Origin of the sequence: Acidisoma silvae, from assembly GCF_020618775.1 — a bacterium.
GTDB classification, from domain to species: domain Bacteria; phylum Pseudomonadota; class Alphaproteobacteria; order Acetobacterales; family Acetobacteraceae; genus Acidisoma; species Acidisoma silvae.
Genome location: NZ_JAESVB010000001.1, coordinates 226766 through 248786 on the forward strand (window position 1 = coordinate 226766; position 22021 = coordinate 248786).

The window sequence follows — 22021 nt, forward strand, 5'->3', positions numbered from 1 at the left end:
TTAGGGTCTTAAGCCCCGGAGACGGCGGCAGCGGCGGCGGCGGCAGCCTTGGCGCGCTCCTGGGCCTTCTTCTTCGGCGCGGACTGCTGCGGCTGCTCGGTATAGGCCGGCATCGGCGCCAGGCCGGCCTTGCCCAGGAAGCGGGCAACGCGGTCGGTGGCGGTCGCGCCGTTGCTCAGCCAATGCGTGATGCGGTCATCCTTCAGGCGCACGCGCTCAGCATGGTCGGCCGGCAGCATCGGGTTGTAGCTGCCCACCTTCTCGATGAAACGGCCGTCGCGGGGGCTGCGGCTGTCGGCGATCACGATGTGATAGAAGGGGCGCTTGTGGGCGCCGGCGCGGGCCAGCCTGATCTTCACGGACATAGTAAGTCGGTCTCCACTGGTGGTTGGTACTGCCTGCCCGGCATCTGGCCGGTGGGGCAAAGGTTGAAACTGTTTTTAGAAGGGCCGCCGGCCGCCGGGCTTGCCCATGCCGCCACCGCCCATACCGCCCATCAGGGCGCCAAGGCCGCCGCGCATCATGCCCTTCTGGCCGAGCTTGTTCATGCGCTTCATCATCGTCGACATCTGCTCGAACTGCTTCAGAAGCTGGTTCACTTCCTGAACCGTCATGCCGCAGCCGGCCGCGATTCGCTTCTTGCGGCTGGCCTTGATGATGTCGGGATCGCGGCGCTCGGCGACGGTCATCGAGCTTATGATCGCGGCCTGCCGCTTCAGGATTTTGGTATCGAGATTGGCGCCGTTGAGCTGTTCCTTGATCTTGCCCATGCCCGGCAGCATGCCGAGGATGCCCGAGATCGAGCCCATCTTGCCGATCTGCTTTAACTGGCTGGCATAGTCTTCCAGGTCGAACTTGCCCTTCGCCATCTTGACGGCAAGCTTTTCGGCCTCTTCGCGGTCGATCGTTTCGGCCGCTTTTTCGACCAGGCTGACGATATCGCCCATGCCCAGGATGCGGCTGGCGATACGTTCCGGATGGAAGGGCTCCATCGCGTCGAGCTTTTCGCCGGAACCCGTCAGCTTGATCGGCGCGCCGGTAATGGCGCGCATGGACAGCGCGGCACCGCCGCGGGCATCGCCGTCCATGCGGGTCATGACGATGCCGGTGACGCCCAAAGCCTCGTTAAAGGCGCGGGCGGTATTCACCGCGTCCTGGCCGGTCATGGCATCGACCACCAGCAGCGTCTCGGCCGGGTTGGTGGCCGCGCGGATCGCTTTGACCTCATCCATCAGCTCTTCGTCGATCGACAGGCGACCGGCGGTATCGAGGATAACGATGTCGAAGCCTTCGCGGCGGCCGGCATCCATGGCGCGCGTGGCGATCTGCACCGGCGTCTGGCCCTGGACGATGGGCAGCGAGGACACTTCGGCACGTTCGGCCAGCTGCGCCAGCTGTAGCTGGGCGGCCGGGCGCTGCGTATCGAGGCTGGCCAGCAGCACGCGCTTGCGCTCCTTGGTGCGGAGCATCAGCGCGATCTTGCCGGCGGTCGTGGTTTTGCCGGAGCCCTGCAGGCCGACCATGAGGACGGGTACCGGGGCCGGGACATTGATATTGAGCGGAACGGCGCCTTCGCCGCCCAGCTGTTCGATCAGGACGTCATTGACGATCTTGATGACCTGCTGGCCGGGGGAGACGGCGCGCAGCACTTCCACGCCTACCGCGCGGTCCCGCACCTTGGTGACGAAGTCCTTCACCACCGGCAGGGCGACGTCGGCCTCCAGCAGTGCCAGGCGCACTTCGCGCATGGCCTCCAGAACGTCCGTCTCGCTCAGCGCACCCCGGCCACGCAGCCGGTCGAAGACTGAGGAGAGTCGATTGGAGAGGCTTTCGAACATCCGACTTCCCAAAACAAAGCGCGCCGCTGCGCGAACACTCGCGGAGCGACGTCTTAGATCGCGGGGCTTCTGCGCTTCCCCGCCGCGTGAGTCAAGAACTCTGGCCGAGACGCCGTCATGCACCCGTGTTTCGGCGGGATTTCGGGGATTTTTTATTTCGAAATTAAATCGGAATCTCTGGCGAGACCATGCCTGCGGCCTGTATCCATGACCTGCCGCTCGGACAGCACCGAGAATGAGCGGTGCTGTCTAATCCAGGGCGGCCGAAGGAGGTGCAGGCAAATGCCTGAGATTGTGTACCGGGTTGCGATGCTGGTGATGACCTTGATTCTAGTCATCCTGGCCATCGCTCAACTCCACTAGCCTTGACTAGGACCCCCGCCTGCTACCAACAGGCGGGGGTCTTTCGTCAGAAGGTGTGCTGTATGCCCGTGTGTACCGTCACGATATATACGCCATTCCGGCCCCGAATTCCAGAAGTTCCGCAATCGTGACGTATGGCCGGCGCGCTATCGCTTATCCTAGGCGCTTGCCTGGTCCAGCGCGGCGATCTGGCTGGGGGTAAGCGACAAGGCGCAGGCTTTCACTAGGTCGCCCATCTGTTCGGGCTTGGAGGCGCTGGCAATCGGCGCGGTGATCGAGGGCCGGGCGATCAGCCAGGCCAAGGCCACCTGCGTCGGCGTGGCACCCGTCTCACCGGCGACGGCGTCAAGCGCCGTCAGAACTTTCGGGCCAATGCCGTCCAGGTATTTGGCGACACCGCCACCACGGGCGGCGCTTTTGCCCAGATCGTCCTTGCTGCGGTATTTGCCGGTCAGGAAGCCGGCGGCGAGGGAGTAGTAAGGAATCACGCCGAGATTTTCGGCAAGGCAGAGGGGCTCCAGCTCAGCCTCGAATAGCGGCCGCTCGACCAGATTATAATGTGGCTGCAGCGACACGTAGCGCGGCAAGCCATTGGCGTCGCTGACCTTCAGGGCTTCCGCCAAACGTGGGGCGCTGTAGTTGGAGGCGCCGATCGCGCGGACCTTGCCTTCCTTGATCAATGCCGCGAAAGCGCCGAGCGTCTCTTCCAGCGGCGTTTCTTCGTCATCCTTATGGGCCTGGTACAGGTCGATGACATCCGTCTGAAGGCGCTTGAGCGAGCGTTCCACCGATGTCTTGATCCAGGCGGCCGAGAGGCCGCGGCCGTCCGGCATGTCCATGCCGACCTTGGTCATGATGGTATAGGTGTCGCGGCCGCCACGGCTGGCCAGCCATTTGCCAATGATCGTTTCCGATTCGCCGCCTTGATGCCCATCTGCCCAAACCGAGTACATATCGGCCGTATCGATGGCAGTCAGCCCGGCCTCCGCCAGCTGATCCAGCAGCCGGAACGATACGGCTTCGTCGGCCGACCAGCCAAAAACATTGCCGCCGAAGACGAGCGGGGGAATACTGATAGCGGATTGACCAAGCTGTCTTTTTTGCATGGAAACGTTCGCCTTTATCTGGTTGCCGTCTACCGGGACATAAGAGCGCACTCGGCCGATGCAGGGGGGAAAGATCCTGGATGGCCGCGTTGCTCAAATTGTGACAGCTGGTGGAACAGGTCTTGCTTCCGGATGGCGACGACGTGCATAGACCCCGGCCAGACGCCACAGGGGCGCCTTTTTGCGTAACAGAGGTCCCATGGATTTCACCGAAGGCTATGTCGAAGGCCCGTATGGGCGCACTTGGTATCGTGTCACCGGGGATCTCGGCTCGGCCAAGACCCCGCTGGTCATCCTGCATGGCGGTCCGGGCTGCACGCATGATTATGTGGACAGCTTCAAGGATTTGGCGGCCACCGGTCGCGCGGTCATCCATTACGACCAGCTGGGCAATGGCCGCTCGACCCATCTGCCGGAACGCAAAGGGGACGGTGATTTCTGGACCGTCGATCTTTTCAACGACGAGCTGAACCGGCTGACCGCTCATCTTGGCATTGCCGGCAGCTATGACGTGCTGGGCCAGTCCTGGGGCGGCATGCTGGGCGCCGAGCACGCGGTCCGCCAGCCCAAAGGCCTGCGTCGCCTTGTCATCGCCAATTCCCCGGCATCTTTGAAGACCTGGGTGGAGGAAGCGAACCGCCTGCGCCGCGACATGCCGCAGGATATTCAGGATGCGCTGACACGCAACGAAGAAGCCGGCACCATCGACAGCGCCGAGTATCAGGCAGCGTCCGACGCTTTCTACGCGCTTCACGTCTGCCGCGTCGTGCCGATGCCGCCCGAGGTCCGCCGCACCTTCGACGCCATCGCGACAGACCCGACCGTCTATCACACGATGAACGGCCCGACCGAGTTCCATGTCATCGGCAGCATGAAGAACTGGACCATCGAAAGCCGCCTGCACACCATTACTGTGCCGACGTTTCTGATTTCCGGCCGGTATGATGAGGCAACGCCACTCTGCGTGCAGCCCTATGCCGACCATATCCCCGATGTCCGCTGGACGATCTTCGAGAATTCCAGCCACATGCCGCATGTCGAGGAAAAAGAGGCGTGCCTCGCGGCCGTCGCCGCTTTCCTCGACGCGTAGACTTCCTTCGTCAAACCCTCGACCGAGAGAACCGGAGAGACCCATGACTTTACGACGATGGCTCCATAGCTCCGCCCTGGCCCTGATTGCGGCCAGCGGCCTTGCCGCCGCCACGGCGGTGACGGCCCAGGCGGCTGATCACATGGGCGGCACGCTCAACCTGACGGGCGCGTCGGCTGCCGGCACGATCGACCCGCAGATCAACTATACGAGCCAGTTCTGGTCCGTTCTGTTCATCACCAATGATGGTCTCGTCGCCTTCAAGCACGTCTCCGGCGAAAGCTCGAACGATGTGGTTCCGGATCTGGCGACCGCCATTCCGGCGCCGCAGGACGGTGGCAAGACCTATGTCTTCACCATCCGCAAGGGCGTGAAGTTCTCGAACGGCAAGGATGTGACGCCGGACGATGTGGTCGCGACCTTCCAGCGCATCTTCAAGGTCAGCAACCCGAATGCCGGTTCCTGGTATAATGTCATCGTTGGTGCCGATGCCTGCTTGAAGACCCCGGCCACCTGCACGCTGGCAGGCGGTGTCGTGGCGGATGACGCGGCCAATACCGTCACCTTCCATCTGACCCAGCCGGATTCCGAATTCTTCTACAAGCTGGCGACCCCCTTCGGCGACATCGTGCCGGCCGATACCGCCGCCAAGGATCTGGGCACCAGCCCGGCCCCGGCGACCGGCCCTTACATGATCACCAGCTACGATCCGCAGAAGAACATGATTCTGAAGCGGAATCCTTACTATAAGGAATGGAGCAAGGACGCTCAGCCGGCCGGCTATGTCGATACCATCAACTACACCTTCGGCCCCAAGCCGGAAGACGAAGTGACGGCGATCGAGAACGGCCAGCAGGATTGGATGTTCGACAGCCCGCCGTCCGACCGCCTGCCGGAAATGGCTTCGAAGTTCCCGAACTCCATCCATATCAATCCGCTCTTCGCGATCTACTACGCGCCGATGAACGTCAATATCGCGCCCTTCAACAACAAGGACGCGCGTCTGGCGGTGAACTACGCGCTGAACCGCAAGTCGGCCGTGAATATCTATGGCGGCCCGCGTCTGGCCGTGCCGAACTGCCAGGTTCTGCCGCCGGGCTTCCCCGGGTACAAGGCCTATTGCCCGTACACCAAGAACCCGGGCAGCAAGTGGTCCGCTCCTGACATGGTCAAGGCCAAGGCCCTGATGAAGGCCTCCGGCCAGATCGGCCAGCCGGTGACGGTGATCGCCGATGACCAGAACGTCGACCCGGCGCTCGGCACCTATCTCGTCAGCGTGCTGAACGAACTCGGCTTCAAGGCGACGCTGAAGGTGATCTCGGCCAACATCCAGTTCACCTATATCCAGAACACCAAGAACAACGTCCAGATCAGCATCAGCCAGTGGTACCAAGATTATCCGGCCGCCTCTGACTTCATCAACGTGCTGCTGTCCTGCGGCTCCTTCCATCCGGGTTCGGATGCCTCGATCAATATTTCGGGCTTCTGCGACAAGGGGATCGATGCCGAGATCAACAAGAACCTGATCACGGCGGTGACGGACCAGAAGGCCGCTAACGCCGAATGGGGCAAGATCGACGCGGAACTGGTGGACCAGGCACCCTGGGCCACGATGTTCACGCCGAAGCAGCTCGACTTCGTGTCTGCTCGCCTGAAGAACTTTACCTTCAGCGATCAGTTCCACATGATCTACTCCCAGGTCTGGGTTCAGTAATCGACCCGCGACCTGTTCCGACTATGGCATCCCTTTGTTCGGATGTTCAGGCAGAAGGTGGGGCGGCGTCATGCCGCTCCGCTTTCTTCGGCCCGCTGCGGCCCGCCTTATGAGGCTCTACCCTATGCATGATCTGACTGACTTCCCGCTGCGGGAGGCGATGCGCAATGTCTGACGCCACGACCGACGCGACCCTGCCCAAGACCGCTGCCGCCGAAACGCCGGAAGGCCCCTGGCGCGTGGCGCTGCGCAAGCTGTTCCGTGACCGCACGGCGGTTGGTGCCATTATCGTTCTGGTGCTGATCGTGCTGGCCTGCTGCGCCGCGCCGCTTTACGCCAAATACGTGTCGCAGAGCGATCCGTTCCAGTCGAATCTCGACGGTTCCATCACGCTCGACGGCAATTCGGTCGATATCATGCAAGCGGATACCGCCGGTCTCGGCCTGGGTGTGACACCCATCGGCCCGACCTGGCACGGACAATATTTCTTCGGCGCCGATAACCAGGGACGCGACGTCGCGGCCCGCATGCTCTACGGCGGCCAGAATTCGCTTTTGATTTCCTTTTTCGCGACCGTCGTGACGCTGGTGCTGGCCGCGATCATCGGCACCATCGCGGGCTTCATCGGGGGGCTGACGGATACCGTGCTCGCGCGTCTTCTCGACGTGCTCTGGGCCTTTCCCGTCTATCTGCTCGCGATTTCGCTCTCGATCGTCTTCATTTCGAAGGGCATTCAGATCGGCCCTTTCACCATTCCGTCCAATAGTCTGATCCTGCCGATCATGATCATCGGCATCGTCTATGTGCCCTATGTGGCGCGGCCCATTCGCGGGCAGGTGATGTCGCTCACACGCAGCGACTTCGTGCTCGCCGCCCGCTGCCTCGGCGTGCCCTCCTTCCGCATTCTGGTCCGCGACATCCTGCCCAATGTGACGACGACGCTGATCGTCTTCGCGCCGCTGATGATGGCGCTGAATATGCTGACGGAATCGGCGCTCTCCTTCCTGTCCATCGGCGTGCAGCCGCCCAATGCCAGTTGGGGCACCATCATCCTGGATGGTGAGGATCTGCTCTATACTCAGCCCATGGTCGCCATCGCGCCGGGCCTGGCCATCATCATCACCGTGCTGGCGCTGAACTTCCTCGGTGACGGCGTGCGCGATGCCTTCGATCCGCGCGCCAAGCTGCGCGTGAAGAAGGACTGACGCCGATGCTGCTTCCCATCCTTCGGCGTCTGGCCGAAATGCTGTTTGTCATGTTCGGCATCAGTGTCGTCGTCTTCGGCATCTTTTTCGCAACACCAGGCGCGGACCCCGCCGCGCGCATCGCCGGCCGCAATGCGACGCCGGAAGTGCTGGCCCAGGTGCGCCATTCCTTCGGCTTCGATGAGCCGCTGCCCGTGCAATATGTGAAGGTGATGGAAAAGCTCTTCATCTCCCGTGACCTCACCTCCTTCGTCAATCGCGGCGAGAAGGTGATTCCGGCGGTGGTCGAATCGACGCCGGTGACGCTGTCTCTCGTCTTTGGCGCCGCCGTCATCTGGGTTGTCTTCGCGATCATCATGGGCATGATCGCGGCGGCCACCCGTGGCGGCATACCGGATCGATTGCTGATGTTCCTGGGCCTTGTCGGCATATCCATGCCGGTCTTCTGGGTCGGATCGGTCGCCAATCTCATCACCCAGTCGCGCTTCCATCATACCTTTCTGTTCAGCTGGGTGCCGGGCCTTGGCTATACGCCGCTGACCCAAAATCCCGGCATGTGGTTCAAGCAGCTCGTGATCCCCTGGATCACCCTCGCGATCCTCTATATCGGCCTCTATGGCCGCGTGCTGCGCGCCAATCTGGTGGAAGCCTATCAGGAGGATTTCATCCGCACGGCCCGCGCCAAGGGCCTGTCGGAACGGCGGATCATGGTCCGCCATGCACTGCGCACCTCGCTCATCACCTTCGTCTCCATGTTCGGGCTGGATTTCGGCGCCCTCGTCGGCGGTGGCGCATTGCTGACAGAGGTCGTCTTCAACCTGCCCGGCGTCGGGCGGCTGACCTATGTGGCGCTGCAAAGCCTGGACCTGCCCTTCATCATGGCGACGGTCATGTATTCCTCCTTCTTCGTCGTTGTCGCCAATGCCGTGGTCGACATCGCCTATGCCTGGCTTGACCCGAGGGTGCGCGATGCCCGCTGATCTCATGACCGCAAATCCTGACGGGACGCTGCTCGACGTCCGTGATCTTTGCGTCTCCTTCCGGTCCGAACGCGGCATCATCCGTATTCTGGAAAACGTGTCCTTCACCGTGCGTGAGCGCGAAATCCTGAGCATCGTGGGCGAATCCGGCTCGGGCAAAAGCATGACCTCGCTGGCCGTCATGCGGCTGATCACCGATCCCAATGCCATCATCACCGGGTCGATCACCTATAAGGGTCGCGACCTGCTGAAGCTTTCGCCCAAGGAGATGCGCGCGCTGCGCGGCCGCGAAATCGCGATGATCTTCCAGGATCCGATGACGGCGATGACGCCGGTCTATACGATCGGCTGGCAGATCGAGGAGCAGTTGCGCGCGCATCAAAACTTGTCCCGCCGTGCCGCGCGGGCCCGTGCGGTGGAACTGCTGGGAGAGATGGGCGTGCCGGCCCCAGCCAAGGCCGCCGGCCGCTTTCCGCATCAGCTGTCGGGCGGTCTGCGCCAACGCGCGATGATCGCCATGGCTTTGTCCTGCAATCCGTCACTGCTGATCGCGGATGAGCCGACAACCGCCTTGGACGTGACGGTGCAGGCGCAGATTCTGGAACTGCTGCTGCGCCTGCGCACGGACTTCGGGTCGTCGGTGATGTTGATCACGCATGACATGGGCGTGGTCGCCACCGTCTCCGACCGCGTCATGGTCATGTATTCGGGCATCATCGCGGAACGCGGACCCAAGCCAGATGTGCTGGGCGGGCCGACCCATCCCTATACGCTGGGTCTGCTGCATTCGATTCCGCCGATGCATGGGGAAAAGCCGCATCGCCTGCCGTCCATCCCGGGCAGTCCGCCGGCGCCGATGGGCCGGCCTGCCGGTTGCCCGTTCCAGCCGCGCTGCGAATTCCGCATGGATGCCTGCGCCTCCCGCCCGCCGCTGTTCCGCAACGGCATGCAGGAAGCCTCCTGCTGGCTGGCGGAGAAGGGTATGCCCGATTGGGCGCATGAGCGGGCCATCCGCGCCGCGGGAGAAGCCGCATGACAATCCCTTCCAAGCCCATGTTGAAGGCCGAGAGCCTTCACAAGACCTTCAAGGTCGGCAGCCGTTTCCGCGCGGGCGGCATTCAGCATCTGCATGCGCTGAGCGATGTCTCGCTCGAGGTCTATCCCGGTGAAATCGTGGGGCTCGTCGGCGAATCCGGTTGCGGCAAGTCCACCCTCGGCCGCTGCCTGCTGCGCCTTTACGATGTCGATGACGGGCGCATCACCTTCAAGGACCGCGACATAACGGGCCTCAGCCAGCGCGAACTCCGCCCGCTGCGCGCCGATATGCAGATGGTCTTTCAAGACCCTTACTCCTCCCTCAATCCGCGCAGGCGGGTGGGGGATCTGATCGCCGAACCTTTGCGCGTCCACGGCAAGCATTCCGCCAGCGACGTCCAGGCGCGGCTGCGCGAGCTGATGGAACTGGTGAATCTGTCGCCGGATTTTCTCACGCGTTTTCCGCATGAATTCTCGGGCGGCCAGCGCCAGCGCATCGGCATCGCGCGCGCCATTGCGTTGTCACCCAGCCTGATCGTGGCGGATGAGCCGGTTTCGGCACTGGACGTGTCGGTGCAGGCGCAGATCGTCAACCTGTTCATGGATCTGCAAGAAAAGCTTGGCCTGACCTATGTCTTCATCGCGCATGACCTGTCGGTCGTGCGGCAGATCGCGACGCGCACGGCGGTCATGTATCTGGGCGGCATCGTGGAACTGGGCGAGACCGACCGCGTGCTGCACCGGCCGGCGCATCCCTATACCGCCGCATTGATTTCGGCGGTGCCGGAGCCCGATCCGCAGGGCAATATCAAGGCCCGCACCATCCTGCGCGGGGAGCCGCCGAGCCCCACCAATCCGCCCTCCGGCTGCCGTTTCCACACGCGCTGCCCGGTCGCCGAGGCGCGTTGCTCGGCAGAGGTTCCGTTGCTGCGCGCCCTGGGCGACAATCGCTCCGTCGCCTGCCATTTCCCTCTGGATGGATCAGCCGCTGCCCATGCGTGACGATGTCCTGCCGCCCGCGCCGCTTTATCTGCCCTATGAGGCGGGCGAGCAGCGCATGGTGATGGGACTGGGGGCTGTGCAGGAGCCGGACTGGCTGGAATGGGATTCCCGCGCTCCGCTTCAGATTGCGGAACGTCAACGGCTGCTGGCGGAGCGTAGGGCCGAGGTTCTGGCCGATACGCCAGGGTCTGAGGCCGCCTGCGCCGAATTGCGGGACGTGCTGGCGGGTCATCTGGAAGCGCATCGGCCCGGCTGGAAACGGCCGGACTGGGATGCGGATGAGCATCCTTTGGCCAGCGTCTGCCCCTGGGCGGTCGAGGATTTCTGCCTGATGAAGCCGGGGCCGGAGGGCGCGGTGCTGATCGCCGCCATTCTGTGCTTCCCCAGCCGCTGGCGTCTGGCCGACAAGATCGGCAAGCCCATGATCGCCATTCATGTGCCAGTGCCGGGCTATAAGGAGGCGCTGGGCAAGCCGGTCGATCGCTTCCTGGCCTCGATCAAGGCCGGGCGTCTCGCCAGCCGCTTCAACTGGTCGATCATGGATGACGCGACCCTGTTTCAGCCCAAGGGTCATGGATTGGCCGGCCATAATGCCGCGATCACGGCGGCGAATGCGGGCGAGATGCTTTGGCTGCGGGTGGAGCGCCAGACCTTCCGGCTGCTGCCGGAAAGCGGTGTCGTCGCCTTCGGTATCGGCATGCATGTGACGCCGCTGGCGCAAGTGGTTGAGATTGCCGGGGAGGCGGGGAAGCTTGCTTCGGCCGTGCGCGGCCTGCCGCCGGAGATGGAGCGCTATAAAAGCCTGCTGCCCTATCGCGCGGCGCTGCTGGACTACCTGGACGGCAAGGCGCTGAGCCTCGCCTGATGTCTGACCGCTGCATCATGATTCGTCACGGAGCCATGCGGCGACAGGTCGCTTAAGGAATGCTAGGCAAGGCCATGGTTGTTCGGCCGCTGGTTTGGCAGGGCCGAGTAAGCGATGGAGAAAGACAATGATTCACGTGGTTGCCGTTTTGACCGCCAAGATCGGCCATCGGGCGTCCCTGCTGGCAGCGCTGAACGCGGTCGTGGACGATGTGCGGGCCGAGCCGGGCTGCCTCGAATACCGCCCTGTGGTCGATCTGGCCTATTCCACATCCAAATTCGGTGCGGATACGATTGTCGTCATCGAAAAATGGCAGGATCAGGCGGCGCTTGATGCCCATGGCGAAGCTCCGGCGCTGAAAAGCTTCATGGAAAAGGCGAAGCACGTCCTGGCCCAGGCCGATATTCATCTGATGCAAAACGCCGGCTGACTGTACCGCTCACGCGAAGCGGCGGCCGGTGTCCAGGGCCGCCCGCAATAGGCTGATCGCATGGCGCACGGTCGCCATCCGTACCGCCGTCCGGTCCCCCGGAAAAATCCGGTGGTCCGCGACGACTCCAACTGGCGAGGCGAGGCCGAACCAGACCAGCCCGACCGGCTTTTCTGGCGTGCCGCCGCCCGGCCCCGCGACACCCGTGACGGCGATGGCGAGTTCCGTTCCGGCCGTTTTTTGCGCTCCCTCCGCCATGGCGCGGGCCACGGGCTCGCTGACCGCGCCATGCGCCGCGATCATCTCCGCCGGCACGCCCAGCATCCGCGTCTTGGCGGCGTTGGAATAGGTGACGGCACCGCCGTCCACGACATCGGATGACCCGACGATAGCCGTCAGCAGCCCGGCGATCAGCCCGCCGGTGCAGCTTTCGGCGGTGGCGATGTGCCAGCCGCGCGCGCGGGCTTCCGCCAGCAGGGTTTCGGCCTCGGCCAGAAGATCATGCGGGAACATGGCGGCTCCTCAGCCGAAAAGGGCCGGGTGCCACAGCAGCACCAGACGGATCAGGACAGCGCCGATGAGGCCGGCAATCACGTCATCCAGCATCACGCCCGTGGGCGAATGCATGCGGTCGGCCCAGCCGATCGGTCCGGGCTTGGTGATGTCCAGCAGTCGGAACAGCGCGAAGGCGACGATCGCGCCGATCCAGGTGACGTGAAACAGGCCCAGCAGGGTCAGCCATTGCCCGGCGACCTCGTCGATCACCACCCAGCCCGGATCGTCCTTCGCCTGCGCGGCGCGGATGGCCAGGATGCCGCCGATGGTCGCCATGACGGCCAATACGAGCAGTACCCAATGCCCGGCCAGGCCCAGGATGGCGCAGCCGAGGACGAGCCCGACGAGCGAGCCCACGGTGCCGGGGGCTTTCGGGAAGAACCCGGCGCCACCGGCACTGGCGATAATGCGGCTGAAGGTCATGGTCGCCAGTCCCCGCCTAGAGCGTTTCAAGTTGAAATTGCAGCAGCGTCATTCCCGCGAAAGCGGGAATCTTCTTTGCTGTGACCGGCGACGAGAAGATGCCCGCATTCGCGGGCATGACGGTTGAGGACGGTTCAATCACAATCAGAACGAGTTCAATGCAGCCACTGCGCCAGCGGGTAGGGCGTCACCACGCCCTCGCGGGCGCGATAGATGGCAATGCCCTCCGTCACCCGCTGCACGTAATTGCGGGTCTCGTCGAAGGGGATCATTTCGATCCAGTCCAGCACATCCGGGCCGCCGGGCGTGCGGAAGTCGCCGTTCTGCGCCAGCCACTGGTCGACGCGATTGGGGCCCGCATTGTAGCTTGCGATCGACAGCGGCAGGCAATTGTCGAAACGCGCCATGAGGCCGGAGAAATAGGCATTGCCCAGCGTCATGTTCACATCCGGCGCTGACGTCAGCTGCCAGTTGGAGACCGTGGTGCCGTCCTGACGCGCCTGTAGCCGGGCGGTTGCCGGCATCAGCTGCATCAGGCCCAACGCGCCGGCCGGGCTGACGGCGCCGACATCGAAACTGCTTTCCTGACGGATGAGGCCGAGCGTCACGGCCGGTTCGATGCCGGCATTGGCTGTCGGCTGGAAGGGGATAGGCCAGCCGGCATTCAGCAGCATGGTGCCGTGCAGGCCGGCGACGCGGGCGAGGCCGACGCCGGCATAGGGAATCTGGAACCCAACGGCCAATTCTGCCGCCATGGCGTAATCCGCTGGGTCGGGCGCGATGGCGGCGACATCGAGCAGGAAGCCATAGGCTCGGCGCGGCTGGTTCCAGGCGACCAGGAAGGCGGCGGCGCGCGCCGTTTCCCGCCCGGCGAAGCCGAGCGCGTCATTCGCATTCCAGGCGGGTTCGGGTGCCGCCATAATACGGGCGTTGAGCGCGGCCGGCGTATCGCCCAGCGCAAGGGCCGCGATCTGGCCGTAGAAGGTCGTGGGATAGGCGGCGGCCAGCTTGTATTCGTTCGCCGCCTGCATGGTGCTGCCTTCGGCGGCCAATGTCCGGCCCAGCCAGTAATGCGCGCGGGACTGGGTAATGGCAGCGGCGGACAGCGTCGTCAGATTGCGGAAGAACGGCTCGGCCTTATTGGCATTGTGCAAAACCCTGAGCGCGATGAAACCGGCCAGGAATTGCTGGTCGGCGGCGTCCGCAGGGGCGCTGGGCTGAATCAGCTTCACCAGCGCATAGGCATCCTGTCCGTCATTGTCGGAAATCAGGTCGCGGGCCAGATAGGCCGCTTCATGCCACAGCGCATGTTGCTGGATGGCGTCGCCGGCCTGGAAGGCGGCATAGCCATGGCCCTGCCAGAACTGCAAAGCAACCGGATCGCCGGCATTCTTTCGCAAATAGCGCGCGCCGGCCAGGAACAGGCCGGGGTTTTCCTGGTCCGACGCAGGCAGCGCCTGCAAGCTCGTGGCAGCGTCGCTCTGCGCCGTATTCAGCGCCACCCAGGTTGTGGCCATGGTCTGCTGGCCAGCCGGCAGGCGGCTGATTTGCGCCGCCGCTGCCGGGGAGCCGATGCGCGCCAGCGCCACGAAGCGCGGCAATTCATCCTCGGGCGTCAGCAAGCTGCCCCATTGGCTGAGAAAGGCCGAGACGTCGCTGGGATCGGTCATGCCGGTGCCGGTCCAGGCCGCGCGCACGGCTTTCGTCGCATCCGCCGCGTCACTCGCGGCCTGAAAGGCCGTGGCACAGCGCAGCAGCGCCTGCGCCCCGTGCGGCATATGAGCCTGACACTGGGCCAAGGCAGTCGCCTGATCGGGCTCTGCCACCAGCGCGGCTTCCCACCGCGTTTCCAGCAAGGCCTGCTGCGGCCAGTCCGGATTGCCCGTCATGAAGGCGCGGATTTCCGCCGCACTCGCCTGGCCGGGCGTCAGCATCCGGTAATAGGTGACCAGTTTCACGGCCACCGGGTCGGCATATTGCGCGGCCATGGCATTGGCCTGGTCCCAATTGCGCGCGGCGACCGCATCCATCGGCGTCTGCACGCCCTGGGCCGATGCGGTGGACACATGGAAGGCCAGAAGGCTGGCGCAGCCCAATAGGGGAAGTAGACGCATGGAAGCCCGCAAACCTTCGGTTAATCCCGCGCATCATTGCGCATGCGCGGCGCTTCGCAAAGCCGAGAGAGACGGTGCAAGCATGACGCTTTTGCCATCTACCATTTCCGCATGTCGCAGCCGAGCGGCGCGCGGCCTGCCATGGCTTGCGATGAACAGCGGCCAGTCCTACGTTCCGCCCTTTCCGCATCAACCCTTCGTCGTGCTCAGCCAAGGATAGCCGCCATGTTCAAGGGCTCGCTCGTTGCCCTCATTACGCCGATGACCGAGGCTGGCGCTGTCGACGAAAAAGCGCTGGAGCGGTTCGTCGATTGGCAAATCACGGAAGGCACGCATGGTCTGGTGCCGGTCGGCACGACGGGCGAGACGCCGACGCTGAGCCATGAGGAGCATCGCCGCGTGGTGGAGATTACCATCGCGGTCGCCGGGGGCCGTGTGCCGGTGATCGCGGGGGCAGGGTCCAACAGCACGGCCGAGGCGGTAGACCTCGCCCGCCACGCCAAGAAGGCCGGTGCCGCCGCCGCCCTTGTTGTCACGCCCTATTACAACAAGCCGACGCAGGAAGGCCTGTACCTGCATTTCAAGACGGTCGCCGAAAGCGCCGATATTCCCGTCATCGTCTATAACGTGCCGCCGCGCAGCGTCGTGGATATGAGCGTCGAGACCATGGCCCGTCTGGCGAAGCTGCCGAATATCGTCGGCGTGAAGGACGCGACCGCCAATCTTGCCCGCCCCTTGCAGACGCTGCGCGCCTGCGGGCCGGATTTCTGCCAGCTCTCGGGCGAGGATCACACCGCTGTCGCGCATCTGGCCTCGGGCGGCGTCGGCTGCATTTCCGTCTCCGGCAATGTGGCGCCGCGCCTGATTTCCGAAATGCATATGGCCTGGCAGCGCGGAGACGTGGCGGAGGCCATGGCCATCCAGCAGCGCCTGCTGCCGCTGCATGACGCGATGTTCGTGGAAACCAATCCCGGCCCGGTGAAATACGCGGCCCATCTGCTCGGCTTCGGCGCGCCGGATTGCCGCCTGCCGCTGGCGCCCGTCACCGAGGCGACGCGCAATCAGGTGCGCGCGGCCCTGGTTGAGGTCGGTCTTCTCAACTGACATGGCCGAACTCAAAGAATCCAAATCCAAGTCAGGGCTGATTTCGCACGGCATCGCCTCGCAGAACCGCAAGGCGCGCTTCGACTATGCCATCAAGGAAACGGTCGAGGCCGGTCTGGTGCTGAAAGGGGCGGAGGTGAAGTCCCTTCGCCACGGCCGCGCCACGCTGACCGAAGCCTGGGCGGGCGAGCGTGACGGCGAGCTATGGCTGTTCAACGCCTATATCCCCGAATATCAGGGCGGCGTGCTGTCGCGCTTCGAGCCGCGCGCGCCACGCAAGCTTTTGCTGAAACATAAGCAGATCAACCAGTTGGCGGCGGCGGTCGCCCGCAACGGCATCACCCTGGTGCCGCTGCAAATTCATTTCAACGATCGCGGGCGGGCGAAGGTGCTGCTGGGCCTGGGCGAAGGCCGGCAGAAGGCCGACAAGCGTCATGCCGTCGCGGCGCGGGACTGGCAGCGCGACAAGGCGCGGCTGATGCGCAACAAGGGATGAGGCGCGGATGGAGGGGAGGCCTGGGCCTCTCGCTCACCCTGCTTTGCCTGATCCTTGTCTGCATCCTTGTCATCGACCGGCCGCTGGCGCTGTTGATGCACCGGTTGTTTCATCATAGCCCCTGGTTTCTGGGCCTGGCCGCCATCGGCCAAATTCCATTGAGCTTCGCCGCACCGGGTCTGGTTGTCGCGGCCATTGCCGGCTGGTGGGGCTGGCGTCCGCGCGGGCGCGGCTGGACCTGGATCGCCGTCGCGCTGGCTGTGACCATCGCCATCACGCTCAAGGATTTGCTGAAACAGGCTTTCGGCCGCACCTGGCCGGAAACCTGGACCCATCACAATCCGTCCCTGATCCATGACGGTGTTTATGGCTTCTGGCCCTTTCACGGCGGGGAAGGCTGGTCGTCCTTTCCGTCCGGCCATACGACGGCAATCGCGGCTGTCGCTGGCGTGTTGTGGTGGCGCTTGCCGCATCTGCGCTGGCTCTGGGCGCTGCTGGTCGGCCTGACGGCCTTTGGGCTTGTCGCCGGCACCGTCCATTTCCTGGGCGATGTCCTGGCCGGCGGCCTGCTGGGTTTCCTGACCGGACGCGCGACCCTTGCGCTTCCTTTCCCGACAGAGGATCGTCCGGCGCGATGACCGAATGGACCTCAACCGACCGGCGGATGATGATGGCCGCCCTCAACCTCGCCCGGGGCGCTTTGGGCACGACCGCCCCCAATCCGGCGGTCGGCTGCGTCATCGCCCAGGGCGACCGGATCGTGGGACAGGGCGCCACCCAGCCGGGCGGCCGGCCCCATGCGGAGGTCATGGCGCTGCGCGATGCCGGCGCGGCGGCGCAGGGCGCCACCGCCTATGTCACGCTGGAACCCTGTTCGCATCACGGCCGCACGCCGCCCTGCGCCGATGCGCTGATCGAGGCCGGCGTTGCGCGCGTGGTGATTGCCTTCGCGCATGACCCGGACCCGCGCGTGCAGGGGCGCGGCACCGCGCGGCTGCGCGCGGCGGGGATTGCGGTCGAGACCGGGCTGATGGAGCATGACGCGCAGGCCATCGTCGCGGGCTTCGTCAAAACCGTGACCCACGGCCTGCCCTGGATCACAGTGAAGCTTGGCGTGACCCTGGACGGCTGCATCGCGACCAAGGGTGGCGAAAGCCGCTGGATCACCGGTCCTGGGGCGCGGAAGGTCGTGCAGCGGATGCGCGCCGAGCATGACGCCATCCTGGTCGGCATCGGCACGGTTCTGGCGGATGATCCGGGCCTGCGTTCGGCTTTGCCGGGTTTCGAGGATCGGCCGCGCTGGCGCGTGGTGGCCGACAGCTACCTGCGCACGCCGCTGGACAGCCAGCTGGTCCGCAATGCCGCCACCCATCCGCTCATCCTGCTGGCGGCCTCAGATGCGCCGGCCGACCGGGCGAAAGCCTTGCAGGGTGACGGGGTAACGGTGCTGACGGTGGCGCGTGACGCGGGGGGAACGCTGGATTTGACGGCCGCGATGCGCGCCCTGAAGGGCGTCGGCCTGACCTCCATCCTGAACGAAGGCGGCAGCCAATTGGCCGGCGCGCTGCTGCGCGCGGGGCTGGTGGATCGGCTCGCCTGGCACCGCGCGCCCATTCTGCTTGGCGATTCCGGCTTGCCGGCCCTTCAAGGTCTTGGCATCGAAAGGCTGGCAGACGCAATTCGCCTGCGATTTTTGGCGCGGCAGGAGTATGAAGACGACGTGCTGGAAACCTATGACATCCTGTCGCGTGCCTATCCGCGTGACATCGCCGCTGAAAGCCTTGCATGACCCATCTCAAGCCCATCGCCCGACCGGGTGAGCCGATGGCCTGCAAGCCGCGACCCTCCGTGATGATCCCGCTTGGCCCGGATGGTATTCCCGCCGAATTCATCGGTTTCGACGGGCTCGACGGGCTTGAGCATATCGCCATCCGCTTCGCCGGCCGCAATCCGGACCCTAAGCGGCCGACCCTGGTGCGGCTGCATTCCGAATGCCTGACCGGCGACGTCTTCTCCTCCCGCCGCTGCGATTGCGGCGAGCAGTTGCATGAGGCGATCGCCATGCTGGCGGAGGAAGGCGGCGTGCTGCTGTATTTGCGCCAGGAAGGCCGGGGCATCGGCCTTTACGCCAAGCTCGACGCCTACCGTCTGCAAGATCAAGGCGCAGATACCTATGAGGCGAACCGCCTGCTGCATCTGCCTGAGGATGCGCGGGATTACACGATCGGCGCGCGCATGCTGCAGGCCATCGGCGTCACCCGCATCCGGCTGCTGACCAACAATCCGGACAAGATCGCCAAGCTGAAGGAATCCGGCATCGATGTCGCGGAAACCAGCCGCACGGGCGTCTATGTGACGGATGTGAACCGCGCCTATCTGCAGGCGAAGCTCCGGCATCATCATCTGCTCAATCCGCTGGCTTTGATGAATGCTGCGGCAGGGCAGGGTGAAGAAGGCGCCGGTACCACCGCGCCTGTGGGATAGCCCTGGGCGCAAAAAGCCAAATCGCAGGTCGCAAGCGTCCACCCGCTCATGGGGCCGGATCGCGCATCCTGCCCGTCTCATCCACTGCCTGACTTTGACCCGGAAGACCGCCATGGCATCGCCATCCAGCCTTCAGACGCAATTCGTCCTCAGCATCGCTTGCCCAGACCGTCCGGGTATCGTTGCCGCCGTCACCACCTTTCTGTTCGAGGCCGGCGGCAATATTCTGGAAGCCCAGCAATTCGACGATCTGCAGAGCAAGCGCTTCTTCATGCGCGTGGTCTTTGCGATCGACAGCCAGGAAACCGGTTTCGCCGAGCGCTTCCGCGATGATTTCGCGGCCATAGCCGAACGCTTCGGCATGGAATGGACCCTGCGCGACCGCGCCGAAAAGCGCCGCGTGATGATCCTGGTGTCCAAGTTCGACCATTGCATGGTCGATCTTCTCTATCGCTGGCGGAACGGCGAATTGCCGATGGAGATTACCGCCATCGTCGCCAATCACCCGCGCGAGACCTATGCCGGCGTCGATTTCGCGGGGCTCCGCTTCCATCACCTGCCCATTACCAAGCAGACGAAGATGGAGCAGGAGACGGAGCTGTGGGATCTGGTGCGAGAGACCAAGACCGAACTCGTCGTGCTAGCCCGCTATATGCAGGTTCTGTCGGACGGGCTGACGGCCAAGCTGAACGGCCGCTGCATCAATATCCACCACTCCTTCCTGCCCGGCTTCAAGGGCGCGAAGCCCTACCATCAGGCACATGAACGTGGTGTGAAGCTGATCGGCGCAACGGCCCATTACGTCACCAGCGATCTCGACGAAGGCCCGATCATCGAGCAGGATGTCGAGCGGATCAGCCATGGCGATACGCCTGACGATCTCGTCCGCAAGGGTCGCGATATCGAGCGCCGGGTGCTGGCGCGGGCCGTGCGCTACCATCTGGATGGTCGCGTCATCCTCAATGGCGGCAAGACCGTCGTCTTCTCGGAATAAGCTGCATGACCGCACAGATCATCGACGGAAAGGCTTTCGCGGCCGGTATCGTGGCGGAGGTGGCGGCCGAGGTCACCGCCATCCGTGCGGCGGGCGGACGGGCGCCGGGTCTGGCCGTCGTGCTGGTCGGTGAAGACCCAGCGAGCCAGGTCTATGTGCGGAACAAGGCCAGGACGACGAAGGAATCCGGCATGGAATCCTTCGAATTCCGGCTGGAGGTGGAGACGACCGAGCAGGCGCTGCTCAGCCTGATCGCCGAGCTGAATGACGACGAAGCGGTGGACGGCATTCTGGTGCAATTGCCGCTGCCGTCGCATATCAACAGCGCCCGCGTGCTGGACGCCATTTCCCCGGACAAGGACGTGGACGGTTTCCATGTCATCAATGCCGGGCGCTTAGCGACCGGCCTGCCGGGTCTGGTGCCCTGCACGCCGCTGGGCTGCCTGCTGATGCTGAAGGCGGAACTGGGCAACCTGTCCGGCCTCCGCGCCGTGGTGCTGGGCCGGTCCAATATCGTCGGCAAGCCGATGGCCGCTTTGCTGCTGGCCGAAAGCTGCACCGTGACCATCGCCCATTCCCGCACCCAGGATCTGGAAGCCGTCTGCCGCGAGGCCGATATTCTGGTGGCCGCCGTCGGCCGTCCGGAAATGGTGCGCAGCGACTGGATCAAGCCCGGTGCAACCGTCATCGATGTCGGCATCAACCGTATCCCGACGGATGCCGGCAAGACCAAGCTGGTGGGTGACGTCGCCTTCGCCGAGGCGGTCGAGGTTGCAGGGCGTATCACGCCGGTGCCGGGCGGCGTCGGGCCGATGACCATCGCCTGCCTGCTGCGCAATACGCTGACGGCGGCCAAGCTGCGTCGCGGCTAGGGTCTTCTCTGTCAGTCTTTCACGGAAGCGCCTCCCCAACCGTCATGCCCGCGAAAGCGGTCATCTTCTAAGCCCGGTCGCAGTGCCAAAGTGAGAAGATTCCCGCCTTCGCGGGAATGACGTCGTTTGAGCGAGAACCTGAAAGACCCTAAGCCGCGCTCGTCTGACGCAGCCGCCACAGCGGCAGGGCGGCTGCCACGACAATGGCGCCGCCGAGGGCGATGATCGCCGGCAGCGGGATGACGGTCAGCCCATTGGCGATGAGGCCGGACAGAAAAAAGGCGAGCGCCACGGCCGCCGAACCGATGCCCATGGCCCAGCCCTGCGCATCCGCCGCGGCGGCGCCGCTGATCAGCGACAGCAGCGTGATATAGGCCGCGCAATTGGCGACGGCGGCCAGGAACACCAGCGGCCATTGCCAGGCCTCTCCCGCATCCGCCGCGAGCAGGATGAAGACGCCGCACAGGATCAGCGACAGGCCGCAGATGCGCGCCTCGCCCGGGATCAGCTTGGCCAGCACCGGATAGCCGAGCGTTGACCCCACGACGAAACCGACGCCCATGGTGCCCGTGAAAAGACCCAGCAGGCTCGGTTCCAGCCGATAGACATTGCCCATCAGCACGATGACATAGACGTAGTAGATGGCGAAGCCGAACTGGAACAGGAAGAAGGCCAGCGCCAGCCAGCGAATGCGCGGATGCTGGGCGGCGAGCACGAAATTGGTGAACGGCCGCCGCCAGCTCAGCGCCAGCGCCGCGCGGGGCGCTGCCTCCGCGAACCGCGCGTGATAGATCAGCACGAAAACCGCCGCGCAGAGGCCCATGGTCACCAGCAGCGGCAATGGCAGCCAGAGATCTGTCAGCACGCCGCCAGCGGCAGGCGCGGAGGCGAGCGCCAGGCAATTGACCAGCACGACGCGGGACATGTCATGCCCGCGCCGCTCCGGCGTGCTGTGGTCCATCATCGCGGCCTGGGCGATGGGCGCGGCCCCCGCCATCAGGCCGGACAGCAGGCGGCCCGCCAGCAGGAAGCCGACGATCCGCGTCTCCACGCCCAGGAACATCAGCGTATAGGCGAGGCCGAGCCCCGTCATGCAGATCAGCAGCGTTCGCCTGCGCCCGAGCGCGTCCGACAGATCGCCCAGCAGCGAAGCCCCGAAGAACATGCCGAGCGGAAAGAGCGAGAAGGTCAGCGACAGCAGCAGGTTCAGCGTCGCGGGCGCATAGGCGTGGGCCGCGCCCAGATCGCGGAACAGGATGACGATGACCGGATACATCAACCCGAAGGAAAAGAGGTCGATGAAGACGGCTGCCAGAAAAGGCAGCATGTCGCGCATGCGGTTCATCCGGAA

General features: G+C 64.5%; 22 protein-coding genes. 15 read left to right on the forward strand and 7 right to left on the reverse strand.

Annotated features, from left to right (window positions below; translation table 11 throughout):
* Window positions 1-8 precede the first annotated feature (8 nt).
* The 3 genes from rpsP to ASILVAE211_RS01080 all read right to left on the reverse strand — a co-directional run bounded on the left by rpsP (window position 9) and on the right by ASILVAE211_RS01080 (window position 3307).
* Entirely contained in the window at window positions 9-365 is a 357-nt protein-coding gene (gene rpsP, locus ASILVAE211_RS01070; RefSeq protein WP_227319435.1) for a 30S ribosomal protein S16, read from the reverse strand.
* A gap of 75 nt (window positions 366-440) precedes the next feature.
* Entirely contained in the window at window positions 441-1838 is a 1398-nt protein-coding gene (gene ffh, locus ASILVAE211_RS01075) for a signal recognition particle protein (RefSeq protein WP_227319436.1), read from the reverse strand.
* A gap of 521 nt (window positions 1839-2359) precedes the next feature.
* Window positions 2360-3307 (reverse strand): aldo/keto reductase, encoded by a 948-nt coding sequence (locus ASILVAE211_RS01080; RefSeq protein ID WP_227319437.1) that lies wholly within the window; start codon window positions 3305-3307, stop codon window positions 2360-2362.
* A gap of 199 nt (window positions 3308-3506) precedes the next feature.
* On the opposite strand from ASILVAE211_RS01080, the gene ASILVAE211_RS01085 reads away from it, so the two are divergent.
* From ASILVAE211_RS01085 to ASILVAE211_RS01120, 8 genes are all read left to right on the forward strand, one after another.
* Window positions 3507-4397, forward strand: a complete 891-nt coding sequence (locus ASILVAE211_RS01085; protein WP_227319438.1) for a proline iminopeptidase-family hydrolase — start codon at window positions 3507-3509, stop codon at window positions 4395-4397.
* A 43-nt stretch (window positions 4398-4440) separates the two neighbouring features.
* On the forward strand, window positions 4441-6111 hold the full coding sequence (locus ASILVAE211_RS01090; RefSeq protein ID WP_227319439.1) for an ABC transporter substrate-binding protein: 1671 nt from the start codon (window positions 4441-4443) through the stop codon (window positions 6109-6111).
* Between the two features lie 167 nt (window positions 6112-6278).
* The gene (locus ASILVAE211_RS01095) at window positions 6279-7316 is read left to right on the forward strand and encodes an ABC transporter permease (protein ID WP_227319440.1); all 1038 of its coding nucleotides are present in this window, start codon (window positions 6279-6281) and stop codon (window positions 7314-7316) included.
* Window positions 7317-7321: 5 nt separating this feature from the next.
* Window positions 7322-8296: an ABC transporter permease gene (locus tag ASILVAE211_RS01100; protein WP_227319441.1), complete on the forward strand. Its 975-nt coding sequence runs from the start codon at window positions 7322-7324 to the stop codon at window positions 8294-8296.
* Window positions 8286-9332 carry an ABC transporter ATP-binding protein gene (locus ASILVAE211_RS01105; protein WP_227319442.1) on the forward strand — a complete coding sequence of 349 codons (1047 nt, stop codon included), beginning with the start codon at window positions 8286-8288 and terminating at the stop codon, window positions 9330-9332. The genes ASILVAE211_RS01100 and ASILVAE211_RS01105 overlap by 11 nt, the downstream gene beginning before the upstream one ends.
* Window positions 9329-10333 (forward strand): ABC transporter ATP-binding protein, encoded by a 1005-nt coding sequence (locus ASILVAE211_RS01110; RefSeq protein WP_227319443.1) that lies wholly within the window; start codon window positions 9329-9331, stop codon window positions 10331-10333. The genes ASILVAE211_RS01105 and ASILVAE211_RS01110 overlap by 4 nt, the downstream gene beginning before the upstream one ends.
* Window positions 10326-11198: a heme-dependent oxidative N-demethylase family protein gene (locus ASILVAE211_RS01115; protein WP_227319444.1), complete on the forward strand. Its 873-nt coding sequence runs from the start codon at window positions 10326-10328 to the stop codon at window positions 11196-11198. The genes ASILVAE211_RS01110 and ASILVAE211_RS01115 overlap by 8 nt, the downstream gene beginning before the upstream one ends.
* Window positions 11199-11325: 127 nt before the next feature.
* Window positions 11326-11628, forward strand: coding sequence for a putative quinol monooxygenase (locus ASILVAE211_RS01120; protein ID WP_227319445.1), 303 nt, complete (start codon window positions 11326-11328; stop codon window positions 11626-11628).
* Between the two features lie 9 nt (window positions 11629-11637).
* Here ASILVAE211_RS01120 and ASILVAE211_RS01125 read toward each other — a convergent pair whose 3' ends face one another.
* The 3 genes from ASILVAE211_RS01125 to ASILVAE211_RS01135 form a co-directional block, all read right to left on the reverse strand.
* On the reverse strand, window positions 11638-12141 hold the full coding sequence (locus ASILVAE211_RS01125) for a CinA family protein (protein ID WP_227319446.1): 504 nt from the start codon (window positions 12139-12141) through the stop codon (window positions 11638-11640).
* Between the two features lie 9 nt (window positions 12142-12150).
* Window positions 12151-12606 carry a phosphatidylglycerophosphatase A family protein gene (locus ASILVAE211_RS01130; protein ID WP_227319447.1) on the reverse strand — a complete coding sequence of 152 codons (456 nt, stop codon included), beginning with the start codon at window positions 12604-12606 and terminating at the stop codon, window positions 12151-12153.
* A 155-nt stretch (window positions 12607-12761) separates the two neighbouring features.
* Window positions 12762-14720 carry a lytic transglycosylase domain-containing protein gene (locus ASILVAE211_RS01135; protein ID WP_227319448.1) on the reverse strand — a complete coding sequence of 653 codons (1959 nt, stop codon included), beginning with the start codon at window positions 14718-14720 and terminating at the stop codon, window positions 12762-12764.
* A 225-nt stretch (window positions 14721-14945) separates the two neighbouring features.
* Between ASILVAE211_RS01135 and dapA the strand changes: the two genes are divergently transcribed.
* The 7 genes from dapA to folD all read left to right on the forward strand — a co-directional run bounded on the left by dapA (window position 14946) and on the right by folD (window position 20670).
* Complete coding sequence (dapA, locus tag ASILVAE211_RS01140) at window positions 14946-15824, forward strand: 4-hydroxy-tetrahydrodipicolinate synthase (protein ID WP_227319449.1); 879 nt, start codon at window positions 14946-14948, stop codon at window positions 15822-15824.
* A gap of 1 nt (window position 15825) precedes the next feature.
* Entirely contained in the window at window positions 15826-16320 is a 495-nt protein-coding gene (gene smpB, locus ASILVAE211_RS01145; protein ID WP_227319450.1) for an SsrA-binding protein SmpB, read from the forward strand.
* Entirely contained in the window at window positions 16317-16958 is a 642-nt protein-coding gene (locus tag ASILVAE211_RS01150; RefSeq protein WP_227319451.1) for a phosphatase PAP2 family protein, read from the forward strand. Before smpB ends, ASILVAE211_RS01150 begins: the two co-directional genes overlap by 4 nt.
* A complete protein-coding gene (ribD, locus tag ASILVAE211_RS01155; RefSeq protein ID WP_227319452.1) occupies window positions 16955-18109 on the forward strand; it encodes a bifunctional diaminohydroxyphosphoribosylaminopyrimidine deaminase/5-amino-6-(5-phosphoribosylamino)uracil reductase RibD in 1155 nt (384 codons plus the stop codon). Before ASILVAE211_RS01150 ends, ribD begins: the two co-directional genes overlap by 4 nt.
* The gene (locus ASILVAE211_RS01160; protein WP_227319453.1) at window positions 18106-18804 is read left to right on the forward strand and encodes a GTP cyclohydrolase II; all 699 of its coding nucleotides are present in this window, start codon (window positions 18106-18108) and stop codon (window positions 18802-18804) included. Before ribD ends, ASILVAE211_RS01160 begins: the two co-directional genes overlap by 4 nt.
* 112 nt (window positions 18805-18916) lie before the next feature.
* Entirely contained in the window at window positions 18917-19798 is an 882-nt protein-coding gene (gene purU, locus ASILVAE211_RS01165) for a formyltetrahydrofolate deformylase (protein WP_227319454.1), read from the forward strand.
* Between the two features lie 5 nt (window positions 19799-19803).
* The gene (gene folD, locus ASILVAE211_RS01170; RefSeq protein WP_227319455.1) at window positions 19804-20670 is read left to right on the forward strand and encodes a bifunctional methylenetetrahydrofolate dehydrogenase/methenyltetrahydrofolate cyclohydrolase FolD; all 867 of its coding nucleotides are present in this window, start codon (window positions 19804-19806) and stop codon (window positions 20668-20670) included.
* A gap of 148 nt (window positions 20671-20818) precedes the next feature.
* Here folD and ASILVAE211_RS01175 read toward each other — a convergent pair whose 3' ends face one another.
* Window positions 20819-22006 carry an MFS transporter gene (locus ASILVAE211_RS01175; RefSeq protein WP_227319456.1) on the reverse strand — a complete coding sequence of 396 codons (1188 nt, stop codon included), beginning with the start codon at window positions 22004-22006 and terminating at the stop codon, window positions 20819-20821.
* Window positions 22007-22021 lie beyond the last annotated feature (15 nt).

Bases quoted from the DNA above. Each gene is read 5' to 3' on its own strand.
- ASILVAE211_RS01120 (WP_227319445.1), top strand. From the start codon at position 11,326: ATGATTCACGTGGTTGCCGTTTTGACCGCCAAGATCGGCCATCGGGCG.
- ASILVAE211_RS01080 (WP_227319437.1), bottom strand. From the start codon at position 3,307: ATGCAAAAAAGACAGCTTGGTCAATCCGCTATCAGTATTCCCCCGCTC.
- ASILVAE211_RS01125 (WP_227319446.1), bottom strand. From the start codon at position 12,141: ATGTTCCCGCATGATCTTCTGGCCGAGGCCGAAACCCTGCTGGCGGAA.
- ASILVAE211_RS01115 (WP_227319444.1), top strand. From the start codon at position 10,326: ATGCGTGACGATGTCCTGCCGCCCGCGCCGCTTTATCTGCCCTATGAG.
- ASILVAE211_RS01105 (WP_227319442.1), top strand. From the start codon at position 8,286: ATGCCCGCTGATCTCATGACCGCAAATCCTGACGGGACGCTGCTCGAC.
- ASILVAE211_RS01150 (WP_227319451.1), top strand. From the start codon at position 16,317: ATGAGGCGCGGATGGAGGGGAGGCCTGGGCCTCTCGCTCACCCTGCTT.
- ASILVAE211_RS01135 (WP_227319448.1), bottom strand. From the start codon at position 14,720: ATGCGTCTACTTCCCCTATTGGGCTGCGCCAGCCTTCTGGCCTTCCAT.
- ASILVAE211_RS01175 (WP_227319456.1), bottom strand. From the start codon at position 22,006: ATGCGCGACATGCTGCCTTTTCTGGCAGCCGTCTTCATCGACCTCTTT.
- ASILVAE211_RS01095 (WP_227319440.1), top strand. From the start codon at position 6,279: ATGTCTGACGCCACGACCGACGCGACCCTGCCCAAGACCGCTGCCGCC.
- ffh (WP_227319436.1), bottom strand. From the start codon at position 1,838: ATGTTCGAAAGCCTCTCCAATCGACTCTCCTCAGTCTTCGACCGGCTG.
- ASILVAE211_RS01160 (WP_227319453.1), top strand. From the start codon at position 18,106: ATGACCCATCTCAAGCCCATCGCCCGACCGGGTGAGCCGATGGCCTGC.
- dapA (WP_227319449.1), top strand. From the start codon at position 14,946: ATGTTCAAGGGCTCGCTCGTTGCCCTCATTACGCCGATGACCGAGGCT.
- ASILVAE211_RS01090 (WP_227319439.1), top strand. From the start codon at position 4,441: ATGACTTTACGACGATGGCTCCATAGCTCCGCCCTGGCCCTGATTGCG.
- ribD (WP_227319452.1), top strand. From the start codon at position 16,955: ATGACCGAATGGACCTCAACCGACCGGCGGATGATGATGGCCGCCCTC.
- ASILVAE211_RS01110 (WP_227319443.1), top strand. From the start codon at position 9,329: ATGACAATCCCTTCCAAGCCCATGTTGAAGGCCGAGAGCCTTCACAAG.
- folD (WP_227319455.1), top strand. From the start codon at position 19,804: ATGACCGCACAGATCATCGACGGAAAGGCTTTCGCGGCCGGTATCGTG.
- purU (WP_227319454.1), top strand. From the start codon at position 18,917: ATGGCATCGCCATCCAGCCTTCAGACGCAATTCGTCCTCAGCATCGCT.
- rpsP (WP_227319435.1), bottom strand. From the start codon at position 365: ATGTCCGTGAAGATCAGGCTGGCCCGCGCCGGCGCCCACAAGCGCCCC.
- smpB (WP_227319450.1), top strand. From the start codon at position 15,826: ATGGCCGAACTCAAAGAATCCAAATCCAAGTCAGGGCTGATTTCGCAC.
- ASILVAE211_RS01100 (WP_227319441.1), top strand. From the start codon at position 7,322: ATGCTGCTTCCCATCCTTCGGCGTCTGGCCGAAATGCTGTTTGTCATG.
- ASILVAE211_RS01085 (WP_227319438.1), top strand. From the start codon at position 3,507: ATGGATTTCACCGAAGGCTATGTCGAAGGCCCGTATGGGCGCACTTGG.
- ASILVAE211_RS01130 (WP_227319447.1), bottom strand. From the start codon at position 12,606: ATGACCTTCAGCCGCATTATCGCCAGTGCCGGTGGCGCCGGGTTCTTC.